Genomic DNA, 12,813 nt, shown 5'->3' on the forward strand with positions numbered 1-12,813 from the left:
AGAGTGTTTGTTAGCTGAGTCCTTGGCTCAACCTTGCGCAAGCGACGCCACTCATTTGTGCTCGCAGTTTAGATGAAGTTCGCCTTACGTAAGACTTGATTCGAAGGACCGGTGTTTGTTGGATTGCGGCCCCGGTGACCCTCGTTCGCTTGTTGTCCGCCGTGCGGCAAAGACGACTATCCACAGAGGAAGTTTCACGCTGACAATGCGGTACCACTTTTTTACTCTCAAGCGTTTCTTGCAAACGCATCCGAATCTCGTCGCAGGAAATCGGTTTTTGTAGAAAACCGTGCACCAAAGGACGCACTTGTGCAATCATGTCCGGCGTTGCCTGGCCCGACATGATATATCGCGTGCTATTTGGCCATTTGCTAGCGACAGCTTTCATTACCATAAAACCGTTGACATTCGGCATCACCATGTCGCTGACGACGATGTCGTATTGCGGTTTGTCGAGCAGCGACAGTACCGAACTACCGGCGTCGAGATAGCAGATGTCCCAATGTTCGCGGTCTCGCCGGAACGCTCGCTTGAGGGAATCAAGAATAAGTGCTTCGTCATCGACGAAAAGAATGCGAGGTCTCGTTGTGGAGTTAATCGAATCGATTGTCATGGTTGCGGTCTTGGCAATAGTCTGGGGCAATTGACGTTGCTTTTGAGCGTTCGTCTGGTCAAGCAGGCGAATGCGCAACGGACGTGTTCGGTGTTGGGTGTCTCGTTGGAATGGTCAGAATAAATGTTGCTCCCTGATTCACGCCATCGCTTTCGGCGGTTAACGTTCCACCAAGTTCCTTGATCGAAAGCGCCGCGCTATGCAAGCCGAATCCGTGTCCATCAGGTTTCGTGGTAAAGCCATGAGTAAATAGCTTCTGCATAACGTCATCAGGGATCCCGATTCCGTTATCCGCGATCTTCACGCTGATATTATCTTCATCAGCGAGCTGTAGGCTAATCCGAACCCGTTGGTCAGAGTTGGCGGCTCCTCCTTGTTGCACAGCCTGGGACGCATTCTTAATCAGGTTAACTAAGATTTGCAGCAGCTGGTGCTTGTCCGACATGATCTCAGGAGTATCTTCTGTTTCAAAGTCTAGGTTCACATCGTGACGTTGTAGAGAAGACTCGTTGATTTTTATCGCATCTTTCAGAAGTAACTCCATTCGGATCGGCTCGAGAATACAGGATGACGACGCGTATGATTGCTGAGTCGCGATAATCTGTTTGATGTGCTCGATTGAATCTCGGAGACTCGTCACCTCAGAATCTAGTGTGTCTCGTTCGGCTGTGGCCGCATCACTCAACTTCGACATGAAATCAGGTAGCATCTTACCCGCAGGTTCGCTGGCTACGAAACTCGGAAGATCGTCTCTGTGTTCATTGAGCAGATTCGAAAGTTTGGCGAGCGATTGAGTGCGGCTGTTTCTCAGCACCTTTCCCAACATTTCGCATGAAATGTTCACGCTGTTGAGTACGTTCCCGACGTTGTGGAGGACTCCGGTTGCGACTTCAGCCATGCCAGCATGCCTTGAAGCCGACGCGAGGTCGCTGAACAGTTTCTCACGCTCCAATTGGGTCTCTTTGTGTCGGTCGAACTCTTCTGCGAGCAAGGCACGCGCGTCTTGCAACTCAGATGTTCTCACCGAAACACGGTGTTCGATTTCCGTTTTGGTCAGCTCTAACTCTGCTCGTGCTTCGCAACTCGCCTTCGTTTCTTGCATGCTTTGACGACAGGACACAATGAGGAACACATCTTCAAAAATGACCCATGCAGAATGTTCGAGCCACCGGTAAGGCGACGTCATGACCACGCCGTAAATCGATTCAGGCCACCATGCACCGCGAATATAATGGTCGGCCGCAGTCACGACGGTCGCAGTCATGAGCACCCGCCAGTCACGATACATCGCCAGAAACGCCAACGACCCGAACACATGGAAGTGGGTTTCGAGACGCCCTCCCATGAGGTGGATGGCTAGGCTCGACCATGAGATTTGCGCGATGGCGATAACCTGCCGGGTAACCGTTTTTCCCGGGCGTAAAATTGCCAATGCGATCGGCGCCGAGGAAATGATTCCGCCTAGTAGTGCAGCAGCGATCAAGTGCACGTGAGGTTGCGATTCCGCGCCCTGCCATGTTCTGGGCGAAATCACCAGTGCGATTCCGATTCCACCGATCCATTGCACCACCATTAGGATTGCAAACAGGCGGTCCGTCGACGCGTATTGGCGATGATTGGCTTGCTGCAGGAGTTCGGCGGCGCGGGGTTGCACGTCAGGCGTGGTTTGGTTGCTCATAAGTACTCGGCTCTTTGGACTTCACTTGGTTGACAGCACTCAGAACCGCAGTTCGTTGCCGATGTCGATTCGTGGATCGGGCAACCGTAGGTTGGTAACCGGATATGCTCCACCGACCTACCGAGGACCACGTCTCGAATCGTTTGTCGTCCCTTGTTATCCCCTTCATGTCCTCGCGAAGGGGTGACGCCTCCAGCGTAGAGAACCTTTCCATCACGCGAAAACAAGCAGACGAATCCTGAGGTTGTTGCACCGAAGAGCCGTGCCTCGTTTCCGCCGCGATCAATGAAGATGGGATGTGACGAGAGTCGAGCGGCGTGCGTCCACAAATTTGTTTTCGCCCACTCAACCTCTTCATCATCGGGACAGTAGAATACGAATTGAAGATCGACTTTGCGCTCGCATTCGGCATCGATGTGTTCAAGCTCTCGCATGGTCGCATTGGTGCAAGGGCATTTCGGATGAATGAACCCGACCAACCGAAACGGACTGTCAGAGGGGGGAAGGCTGGACGATTGCGGCCACTTATCGATCGAGCCAAGTGAAACATGGCCGGCTGTGGCGGAGTAGATAAACAGGCTGGCCAAACCAGACAGCACGAACAGACACCAACAGCCAATGAAAAGTGCTGTTTTGCTGCAAAGTGCTTTTATAAGGTCCTGCTGGTTCTCTCTCAGAGAGCTGATGAAGATTGACATGATTTCAAGTGTCTTAGAAGATTCTGCTTCGGGAAATAGTGGTGCTTTGTGAGCCACGAACGTCGAAGAATCGCGACATTATTACGGTTATTCATTTATTTCAACACGAACATCAATCGGTTCGCGGATAGTACGATGCCTGCTGAATGCCCTGATGCGTTCAATCTGAACCTCGGTGAGTTGTTGGTTCGAGGTTAGCAGCAAATCACCATCGACTGTGACCACCGGCTTTTCAAGAATCATTCCTGGGACCAGTTCGGTTACCGAAACCTGCATTCGCCGGAATTCGCTTTCCAATAATTTTTCTAATGTTTGAATTAGGTTTGGATCGTATTGACGACTGTTGTTCCAGATTGCGTCGAGTCCCATGGGCACCGATTTCGTTCGCTGGCACGCGAGATCGAAGTCAAAAACCAATTTCAGAATTCTCGCGCCTATGGGAATCTCGGCCCCGGTTGGGCCATCCTTCGGAAGACCAGTTCCATCGTAACCGCGTCCTTGAAGAGAGATGAGCTTAGCGACGCTTTCAAGACGTGGGATTTTCGAAACTAGCCTGGCACCTATCTGTGCATGAGACTGGAACGTTTCTTCTTTTTTGGGGTTGTCGAGTTCATTGTTGAGTGCTTCTTCAAGAATCGAATCAGGGAGCCCAATGAAGCCGAGTCGTCCCAGGCTCGCGGCCAATTCAATGGCCCATCGTTGCGAGAGCTTGAGTTCGTCGCAGAATCGAGTGACGAGGCTGCGCACGCCCTCGGTCCGTCCGTATATTTCGGGTCTTGCGATGGACAGTACATCCGTTAGAACGCTGACGCTTCCCGTAAGCGTTCTGCTGAGTAATACTTTTTCTGCAGTGAGTGTGCGGTGAAATTCTAAACCTGCATCAATTGCCTGGGACAACTGATCGTCTTCGATTGGCTTATTTACGAACCGGAAAACATTCCCATGGTTAATCGCGTCAATTGCGGTGGTCTGATCGGCGTTGCCGGTTAGCATGATTCGAACCGTTTCGCCAGCAATCGTTTTTGCCCTGGAAAGAAATTCGGCACCGTTCATCTCGGGCATTCGCATGTCACAAACCACGACGGCGTACGGGCCCTTTTCTTGAAGAGCGGTCATTCCTTCGACTGGGCCAACTGCGATGTCAAGAGAATACTTTTTTCGAAAACGTCTCTGGATGCTTTCCAAAAGCATTGGTTCGTCGTCAACGAACAACAATTTCTCGGTGGTACTCATACAACCATCTCCGCGAGTGGTTGATGGGCCGAGTTCTCGTCTTGGGAGCTGAGAACTTCCTCGCCTCGATTCAGTGGTAGCTGAATTCGAAAGGTAGTTCCCTCACCCGGTCGGGAATCGACTTCAATTTTTCCGTTGTGTTTGTCTACGATGATTGACCGAGCGATCGACAGTCCTTGTCCTGTGCCCTTGCCAACCTCTTTGGTTGTGAAGAAAGGGTCGAAAATCCGTGAGCAATTCGCTTTGGGGATACCCACCCCGCTGTCTTGGATAGTTATTTCAGCGTGGTCAGAGAATGCTTTTGTGGAAACAATGATATTTCCTTTGGTTTCAGTGGACTTCTCAAGGCTATCGGCGACGGCATGTGCTGCGTTCACCAGAAGGTTGATGAAAACCTGATTGATTTCGGGCGCGTTACAGGGCACTAATGCCAAGCATTCGTCGTAGTTGCGCTCAATTTCCGCCACATATTTCCATTCCGTTTGGCAAACGGTGATTGTGTTGTCTAAACACTCATGAATGTTTGTCAGCGCCATTTCGGCCGAACCAGGATGGGAGAACCCTTTCATGGCGCGAACAATCGCTGAGATTCGACTGATGCCATCGAGTGATTGATCGATCGCTTTTGGGATTTCAGAAACTAGATAGGGAATATCAGATTGGTCGATCGCATGCTTCGCGGCCTCCTTTTCTTCCGTAGCAAGACTGTCGCTATCGCACTTGTCAACGAGTCTCTGGAGCGACTCTAAGGTGGTGCCGATGTCGTCAAAAGCGTCTTTTAAGAACCTTGTGTTTTCACCGACAAATTGGGCAGGGGTGTTGATCTCGTGTGCGATTCCCGCTGCTAACTGACCAACAGCCTCGAGTTTCTGCGCCTGGGCGAGATTCGCACGCATTCGTTCGTGTTCGGATTCATCTCTGACGATCGCGGTCTGAAAGCGGCCTGGTCCGTCGATGCGTTTGCCGATGGTCCAATGTGATGGAAACGTTGCTCCACAACTCTTTTGGCATTCACAGTCAACCGTCCGGTTCTGCTGCAGCCCCACTTGTTCAATCATCGACTTCAGAGCAGTGAGGCTATCGTCACACGAGGTTAGAATGTCGACAGGACGTCCTTGCATCTCTGTTTGGCTGTATCCGAACATGGCCGCAGCAGCGACGTTTGCGGACTCAATTTCACCGCGCTGATTGATTGTTACAATTCCATCAGGAGCCACATCCAACACTGTTTGGAGACGTTCCTCGCGTGCTTCGATCTCTTTTGTTCGTGCCCGGACTTCTGATTCCAGCCAAGAGAGTCTCGTATTCAATGCGGTCGAAAGTTTGCGTTTCTCGGTCAACGCGCCTGCAAGTTGGCAAACTTCTGCTGGGTCAAAAGGCTTTTTCAGAATAAGCCATTTGTCGTTGGTGCCCAACTTCGTCGCTACTTCTGACCAATCGTAGTCAGAGAATGCTGTGCAAATGACGACGTTGAGGTCAGGGTCGGCTTTCCAGAGATGAAGAATCGTCTCCAATCCATCCCAACCAGGAGGCATTCGCATGTCCACAAATGCCATGTCAAAAGGGTTGTTGGCCTCAATTGACTCCTTCACCATTTCGTACCCATCTCGGCCTTGGAAAGCGGAGAATGTCTCATATTCAGGCGAGTCGTTGAGAGGCGTTTCAGACGAACCGAACATTTCAGCTTCGAGCTGATCAAGCTCCGAATCACTCGCCACGCCCTTGAGAACCTTTTTATAGTCCTCGTGGATTGCTGTATTGTCGTCGATGATAAGTATACGACGCTTCGGTTCGTTCTCTGTTTTGCCCATTTGATTGCCCCTCATATAAGCTGTTGTTTCGCATCCGTTCTCACGGTGCTCCCAAAAACCTGCGATCTAAACAGCGGTTCAGGCTCGATCAAATATTTAGATTTCGCAAAGATTGCTTGCCGTCATCCGGAATTGCCGGATATTCAGTTTGCGACGGCATATCCGAATCGTGGGTGGGGGAATGCGTCGGTGCGAGCGAGTTAAGGGCGGGTTCGGTGCCCAACGTGTCGGGTGGTAGGGCGAGTCGAATTCGTAGTATCGATATGTAAAAACGCGCCGCGGACGCTTCGATAACCTAAATTAAATTCGCAGCGGGAGCGTTTCAGGTTGAACGCATCGCTCATTAATATTGCAACTTTGAGTTGGTGGCGGGTGTAGGACATGAGCAGATGAAGAACCATATCGCTTTCGTGGATGACGAACAGAATGTCCTCGATTCATATGGGCGTGGATTGCGAAGCTATTCTGAGAATTGGACAATGAGCTTCCATCGTTGTCCAAAGCAGGTTCTTGAATTCATGCATCAACATCAGGTCGACGTACTTGTCTCTGATGTTCGGATGCCAGTGATGTCCGGTATTGAGCTGCTTCGCAAAGTTCGCGCAAGCGACGCGTTAAACGCGACACCTGTCATTATCGTCATGGGCGAGAGCGATCGTGCTCTCAAACGCGAGGCACTCGATCTCGATGCCTCTGACCTTCTGAGTAAACCGGCCGATATCGAAGACTTGGTTGCGCGCATTCGAAATGTGCTTCGAATGAAGGATTACCGGGATAGGCTGCTGGCATGTAACGAACAGTTAGAACAACGCGTTCAAGAACGTTCAGCGCAACTCGTCGCAGCGCGGAATGACCTTCTCTGGCGACTAGGCAAAGCTGCTGAGTTGCGGGACGAAGATACTGGCAATCACGTTGTCCGGGTTGCCTGCTACAGCCGAATTGTCGCGATTCAGATGGGTTTGGACGAAACGTTCGCGAACAATCTTTTCCTGGCTGCACCACTGCATGATGTCGGGAAAATAGGTGTCGCCGATCACATCTTGCTGAAGCCTGGGAAACTTAGCAACGACGAAATGGCTCTGATGCAACGCCACTGCGAAATCGGTGTTTCCATCTTGTCAGACAAGACAAGGCTTGCCGAACTTGCGGAGCAAATCTGTCTTACTGGCGATGCTGGCACAACTCGGCACGACTGTCCAGTGCTGAGTCTTGCCAGAATTGTCGCGGGGTCACATCATGAAAGGTTTGACGGTAGCGGCTACCCGTATGGGCTACGAGGAACGGACATTCCGCTGGCAGGACGGATTGTTGCGATTGCGGACGTGTTCGACGCCTTGCGCAGCACTCGCCCGTATAAACCAGCGTTCGATCTGGAAAAGACGCTCGGCATTCTAACGAGTGGCTCGGGATCGCACTTTGATCCTGAAGTCGTCAACGCGTTCATTGAAGCATTAGACGAGATCTTGAAGGTCGAAGAAGAGTTGAAGGAAAGCGGCGATGGGGCAAGCAAGATCGGTTCATCTAGTTTCTTGCAAACGTCACAAATGGTTGACAGCCTCTACGATCAAATGGCTTCGTGAAATCGAGAAGTTCGTGAAGAAGTCGTTGCAGGAACTTTTGGTGAGTTCAGCTATTTTGGAAGCGATTTCCACGACGCACATTTTTTAGAAATCCACTTGGGCTCGCATCGCGAAGATTCCCGCGTTGCTGTCGCCGACTCCAGCGGGCGTGTCGGGGATCGGTCCGGCACCGGCTTGGGCGTCGAGCATTGAGTAGATGTAGTTGAACTGAAATTTGGTGTGTGGATTCAGGTACCAATTCAATCCGGCGGTAATGTTGTTTAGTCGTCCACCGTTGATGTTTTCGTCGGTGAGGTCAATGTACGAGTAACGCGTCGCGATTTCCCACGCACCGATGCCGCCTTCCTCCCCAACGCTCTTTCGTGGCTTGACGCTTCCGTAGACACCGGCCTTGCCGTTGTAGGGGCGTTTTTCGCCGGTGAGGAAGTAACCGCAATAGGCGTACGCACCGGAGAAGCCGAGCGACGGACCGTTAATTTGGTCAACGTATGCGTAGATGAATTCGGATTGAGCGTAAAACGATCCGTGTGCGGCGGCCAGTTCGGCGCTGAACAGGCTCGCGTTGTTAGCGTCGATTTCGCCAGTGTTCACGAACGGCGATAACTTCGGATTCGTGCCCGCGAGTACGCCACCGCCTTCTTCGCCAACGAAGACTTCTGGTTGGTTACGAAACTGGAATTGGTCGTTTGAGGGATCGAGGAAGCTGAATCCGCCGCCGATATGAAGGAGTCCGCCGGCGTCGGGACGATTGATCAACAGTCCCGTCAGACGGGTTGCCATGCCATAGCCACCGTTGTCACCAACGTTTCCGCCGTAGACGTCCGTCGGATAGCGAAAGCCGGCGATCGCCCAGGTCGCGAGTTCGTCCTTTTGGTTTCCGTACATTGCCGCGCCGATCTGGCGAAACGGAAGGAAGGCGAAAGGCAATCCGCGTTCGAGAAACGTCATCTCTTTCACGCTGGTCAGTCCATCCATGCCGAACGGTTGACGGAACTGGCCGATGCGAAGGTTGTTCGACAGAATCACGTCTTCGATGTCCAACCACACGTCCATGAAACTTGGACGCCCCGGGAAGGCGAAATCCATTTCCAATTGATAACTGATGTTGTCCCACGCCTGACCGACGGCGGCCAATCGGGCACGGCGAAAATCGGCTCCGTCTTGAGCGTCGCCGACCGCGGCAATGTTGGTCGCGTCTTGATCAAAGTAAACCGCGTCGGCTTGAAAGAATCCTGTCAATCGTGCGGTTGGGAACTTCGGTTTGACCGGTTTGGGTTCGCAACAAACGATCGGTTCGGTGGTGTAGGACGTTGCAAAATTGTCGAGTGAAGCTGGTTGCATTGACGCGTTCTTCAGCTCATCAATTTGCTGCTGCATCCGAGCGAGTTCCGAATACAGGTCTTCTTCGATCAGTGATGATTGTGCTGACGCGTTCGAGCAGACTGCCAAAGCCGCGATCGAGAACAGAACCATCCGTACGAGCAACATCGGGCTGCGTGATGGGGCGGAGGCGTTTGGAGGACAATCCATTGCAACGAATTCCTTGTGACGTGTCGGGGTGACGTTCGCACCCGTGTTGGCATCATGCGTTGACGGGGTAGAGGATTCATCGGCAGTAGGGGCGACGCCTCCTCGAACGTGAAAAGCGTGCCCTCATAACCTTCCGCTCGCACCTGCAATCGGAAGTCCGCTTCATGTCGTTGTGCAATAATTTGCACCGTGTTGCGAAAAGGATTGCACGTCGGGGCTCGAATAAATTGGCTCGGCAAGTTAAAGTTTTTTGTGACCGTCGATCGTTCGAAACAGCAGGTAATTCGGGTGGAATCGGCTCAATCGTGCGGCGCGCCAAACTGTTATACACGCCACCGAAACACCGTGAACGCGGCGACGGTCCGAAATCTGCTCACGCGTTCGTCGCGTAAAACCAACGGGAGTGCGGTTTCGCGGTCGAGCCTCGTCAATCCACACGAGAGCCCACGCGAGAGTCGCGCCGAACCGTGAGTCAAACGCGACATGAGGCCTCTGTGTCGGGGCCGTTTCCGAAGGGCCGCGTTTAAACACAGCTTATCCCCTGCTCACTGATCCCTTCTGTATAGCGGTCCCATCCGTACAGCGATCCCATCCGTCAAACGAACCTGCAAGAAGTTGAACGATATGCCTTTTCCCGATCCCTTTGGCGTTCTGATCGTTGACGATGAACCGAACATCCGCAGCGGTCTGGCCCGTGGTCTCGCCGACGACGCCGACGTGATCGAGACGGCCGCCAACGCTGACGAGGCGCTCGCGCTCATTAGCAAGGGTGACTTCCCCCTGGTCATCGTTGACGTTCGATTGAACTGCAGCATGACCGGTATCGAACTGATGAAAAGGATTGTCGCCGAGCGTCCCCATACCGCGGTCATCGTGATTACCGCCCACGGCACGGTCGAAACCGCCGTGGATGCCATGCGTGCCGGTGCGTTTGACTTCGTCCTTAAACCACTCGACCTAAATCTGGTTCGCCAACAAGTTCGCAAGGCGCGAGAACATTATCGGTTGCGGATCGAGAACCAGCAGCTGAAAAACCGATTGGCCGACTCGGGGGAAATCTCAAGCATGGTCGCCGGTGGGGCCGCGATGCAGGACGTGTTCCGGCAGGTCCGCCAAGTCGCCGCGACGGATGCGACAGTGATGATCCATGGCGAAAGCGGAACGGGTAAAGAACTGATCGCTCGCGCGTTGCACGAACTCAGTGAACGTAGCGGCGCCCCCTTTATCGCCGTGAATCTCGGTGCGTTGCCCGAGACGCTGCTCGAGAGCGAATTGTTTGGCCATGAGAAAGGATCGTTCAGTGGCGCCAGCCGGCGGAAACCCGGATGTTTCGAACAGGCTTCCTCGGGAACGTTGTTTCTCGATGAGGTCACCGAGATGTCGGCCAAGAGCCAAGTCGATTTGCTGCGGGTGTTAGAGTCGCGGCAATTCACACGGGTCGGTGGCGAACAGGTGCTGTTCTCGGATGCTCGCGTCGTTTCGGCGACGAACCGTTCGGTTCAGGATTTGATTGACGAGGGTACGTTCCGTGAAGACCTTTACTATCGATTGAACATCATCCCAATTGAGTTGCCGCCGTTGCGGGGACGGCGCGAAGACATACCGTTGTTGGTGGAGCACTTCCTTGAGCAGTTTTGCACTCGCCATCGACGCCCGATGAAACGGTTATCCGCCGACGCGATGAAAACGATGACGTCGGCACCGTGGCCGGGCAACGTCAGGCAACTCCGCAACGTGATCGAACGGATGGTGATCACGTCGGCGGGTGATGTGATCCAGGAAAACGAGTTACCATCGGAACTCAGCAAGCCGACCGGACCCGGGCACACCGTCGTCTCTACGCTCGCCGAAGCGGTCGAGGCGTGTGAGCGACAAACGATCGCAGCGGCGTTAGAATCCTGCGGCATGCACCGCGAAAAAACCGCCAAAACGCTCGGCGTGAGCGTTCGGACACTGCATTACAAGATGGGCCGCTTCGGACTGCACTAATGATTGACCCACCGGGCGAACGCGGCGTACGGCGGATCGCCATCGGGCTGGCTTTGCTGAGTTTCTTGTCACTCGCCGTCACGGCGTGGATCTTTGCGACGGTTTCGCGCGAACAAGAAATCCTCAATCAGATCATCAAGCACCTGCCGTCGAGTGATCTGAAGATCGCCAACGAGTTGTCCGGCGATCTGAGCTTACAGAACGGTCTACTCGCGTTGTTGGTGCTCAACGTGACGGCCACCGCGGTCGCGTTTGTGTTTGTCGTTCGTGCGTACCTATCAAGCGAAAAATCGCTCGCCGATGTGAAAGTTTTGTCCTCTGACATTCTCGCGAGCATGGATGCGGGCGTAATCACGACGGACCTCAGCGGAACGATCACCAGTATGAACGCGAGCGGTCGGTCGTTGCTCGGTTGGGATCATCGCCACGATTCGACCGACCCAAACGGTACGCGGGAGCGTCCAGGAATCGGCAGCAAAATCGCTGAAATCTCTCGTGAACACGGTTTGTTGGCCGAGATCTGTGATGAGAGTCGGCGGACGATTCAACCGATTCGCGATCGCGACTATACCGTCAATCAGGACGGGCTCGCCAAAACGCTCCGCGCCGGATGCACGCGACTGCACAATCGAGGCGGCCAACAAATCGGACTGGTGATTCACGTCCGCGACGTCACTCAGAAGGCGTTGATCGAAGAACGTCTGCGACGCATGGAACGCTACATGGGGCTCGGTTCGCTGGCCGCGGGACTGCAACATGAGATCAAAAACCCGCTCAGCGCCCTGGCACTACACATTCAATTACTCTGTGAGAGGTTGGCCAAGGAGACCGGTGATGCGGAAGTCAACGAGTCGCTGGATATCCTCAACACGGAAGTGAAACGCATCGGCGCGGTGCTGGATGGATTTCGCAACTACGCGTCGATCAACGATATCGGCCGGTCACCCGTCGACGTGAATCTGTTGATCGAAAAGCTCGTACGGCTGTTGCGTCCGCAAGCCGAAGGCCAGAACGTGAAGATCCGCGTTGAACCGTCACGCGAGATGCTGGGGCTGATCCAAGCCGACTCGGTGCGTCTCGAGCAAGTCTTCTTGAACCTAGCGATCAACGCGATCGCGTCGATGCCTGACGGCGGGGTATTGCGGTTCGTGATCACCGGCGAGGAGAAAACGATTCGGATTGACGTGATCGATAACGGCAACGGAATCCCGGACGAAATTCAAACGAAGATCTTTGACCCCTATTTCACAACCCGCCGTGAGGGCACGGGAATGGGGCTAGCCCTGTGCGACAAGATCGTCCGCCAACACAACGGCAACCTCGATTTTGAAACCAGCCCCACGGGCACGACCTTCACCGTCGTGTTACCTGTCCACCACGATTGAGGCGGCTGATATCACGCTAGCCCGGATGTTTCTTAAACGACGTTAGAGCATTTTGATGTGAATGGCACGCTAGCGGTTTTTACAGTTGCGCATTCCGATTGTTTTCGGGCCAAAGACGCAGCGATTTGCTCAGCCCAGTAGGCCCATGTTGGGGCCTTGAGACCTTTGTAGCCGGCGTCGTTTGAATCGAGGTGGAATTGCTCAAGGCTCGCGTTCTGGCGTGATTGGCACTATAGAAATTGATAGTCAAAGATTCATTTTCAACTTTTGTAAATATTCATCCAGAATCCTTCTGA

At 53.3% G+C, this 12,813-nt stretch carries 9 protein-coding genes; 3 read left to right on the forward strand and 6 right to left on the reverse strand.

Annotated elements, in window-relative coordinates:
* Nucleotides 1-10 precede the first annotated feature (10 nt).
* From FHS27_RS27665 to FHS27_RS27685, 5 genes are all read right to left on the reverse strand, one after another.
* Nucleotides 11-613 carry a response regulator gene (locus FHS27_RS27665; protein WP_184309153.1) on the reverse strand — a complete coding sequence of 201 codons (603 nt, stop codon included), beginning with the start codon at nucleotides 611-613 and terminating at the stop codon, nucleotides 11-13.
* Nucleotides 614-671: 58 nt separating this feature from the next.
* Nucleotides 672-2,291: a sensor histidine kinase gene (locus tag FHS27_RS27670; protein ID WP_184309155.1), complete on the reverse strand. Its 1,620-nt coding sequence runs from the start codon at nucleotides 2,289-2,291 to the stop codon at nucleotides 672-674.
* A complete protein-coding gene (locus FHS27_RS27675) occupies nucleotides 2,288-2,725 on the reverse strand; it encodes a hypothetical protein (RefSeq protein WP_184309157.1) in 438 nt (145 codons plus the stop codon). Before FHS27_RS27675 ends, FHS27_RS27670 begins: the two co-directional genes overlap by 4 nt.
* Nucleotides 2,726-3,076: 351 nt before the next feature.
* Entirely contained in the window at nucleotides 3,077-4,222 is a 1,146-nt protein-coding gene (locus tag FHS27_RS27680; protein ID WP_184309159.1) for an HD domain-containing phosphohydrolase, read from the reverse strand.
* On the reverse strand, nucleotides 4,219-6,048 hold the full coding sequence (locus FHS27_RS27685) for a hybrid sensor histidine kinase/response regulator (RefSeq protein ID WP_315854720.1): 1,830 nt from the start codon (nucleotides 6,046-6,048) through the stop codon (nucleotides 4,219-4,221). Before FHS27_RS27685 ends, FHS27_RS27680 begins: the two co-directional genes overlap by 4 nt.
* 374 nt (nucleotides 6,049-6,422) lie before the next feature.
* On the opposite strand from FHS27_RS27685, the gene FHS27_RS27690 reads away from it, so the two are divergent.
* Entirely contained in the window at nucleotides 6,423-7,613 is a 1,191-nt protein-coding gene (locus FHS27_RS27690) for an HD domain-containing phosphohydrolase (RefSeq protein WP_184309163.1), read from the forward strand.
* Between the two features lie 84 nt (nucleotides 7,614-7,697).
* On the opposite strand, the gene FHS27_RS27695 is transcribed toward FHS27_RS27690, so the two are convergent.
* Nucleotides 7,698-9,143, reverse strand: a complete 1,446-nt coding sequence (locus FHS27_RS27695; protein WP_246421109.1) for an OprO/OprP family phosphate-selective porin — start codon at nucleotides 9,141-9,143, stop codon at nucleotides 7,698-7,700.
* A gap of 624 nt (nucleotides 9,144-9,767) precedes the next feature.
* Here FHS27_RS27695 and FHS27_RS27700 point away from each other — a divergent pair.
* Complete coding sequence (locus FHS27_RS27700) at nucleotides 9,768-11,132, forward strand: sigma-54-dependent transcriptional regulator (protein WP_184309165.1); 1,365 nt, start codon at nucleotides 9,768-9,770, stop codon at nucleotides 11,130-11,132.
* Nucleotides 11,132-12,517 (forward strand): two-component system sensor histidine kinase NtrB, encoded by a 1,386-nt coding sequence (locus FHS27_RS27705; protein WP_184309167.1) that lies wholly within the window; start codon nucleotides 11,132-11,134, stop codon nucleotides 12,515-12,517. Before FHS27_RS27700 ends, FHS27_RS27705 begins: the two co-directional genes overlap by 1 nt.
* Nucleotides 12,518-12,813 lie beyond the last annotated feature (296 nt).

It is taken from the genome of Aporhodopirellula rubra (assembly GCF_014192335.1).
Lineage (GTDB): Bacteria > Planctomycetota > Planctomycetia > Pirellulales > Pirellulaceae > Rhodopirellula > Rhodopirellula rubra.

Excerpts from the sequence above, each read along its gene's own strand:
- FHS27_RS27700 (WP_184309165.1), top strand. The coding sequence starts at position 9,768 with ATGCCTTTTCCCGATCCCTTTGGCGTTCTGATCGTTGACGATGAACCG.
- FHS27_RS27675 (WP_184309157.1), bottom strand. The coding sequence starts at position 2,725 with ATGCGAGAGCTTGAACACATCGATGCCGAATGCGAGCGCAAAGTCGAT.
- FHS27_RS27680 (WP_184309159.1), bottom strand. The coding sequence starts at position 4,222 with ATGAGTACCACCGAGAAATTGTTGTTCGTTGACGACGAACCAATGCTT.
- FHS27_RS27705 (WP_184309167.1), top strand. The coding sequence starts at position 11,132 with ATGATTGACCCACCGGGCGAACGCGGCGTACGGCGGATCGCCATCGGG.
- FHS27_RS27695 (WP_246421109.1), bottom strand. The coding sequence starts at position 9,143 with ATGGATTGTCCTCCAAACGCCTCCGCCCCATCACGCAGCCCGATGTTG.
- FHS27_RS27665 (WP_184309153.1), bottom strand. The coding sequence starts at position 613 with ATGACAATCGATTCGATTAACTCCACAACGAGACCTCGCATTCTTTTC.
- FHS27_RS27685 (WP_315854720.1), bottom strand. The coding sequence starts at position 6,048 with ATGAGGGGCAATCAAATGGGCAAAACAGAGAACGAACCGAAGCGTCGT.
- FHS27_RS27690 (WP_184309163.1), top strand. The coding sequence starts at position 6,423 with ATGAAGAACCATATCGCTTTCGTGGATGACGAACAGAATGTCCTCGAT.
- FHS27_RS27670 (WP_184309155.1), bottom strand. The coding sequence starts at position 2,291 with ATGAGCAACCAAACCACGCCTGACGTGCAACCCCGCGCCGCCGAACTC.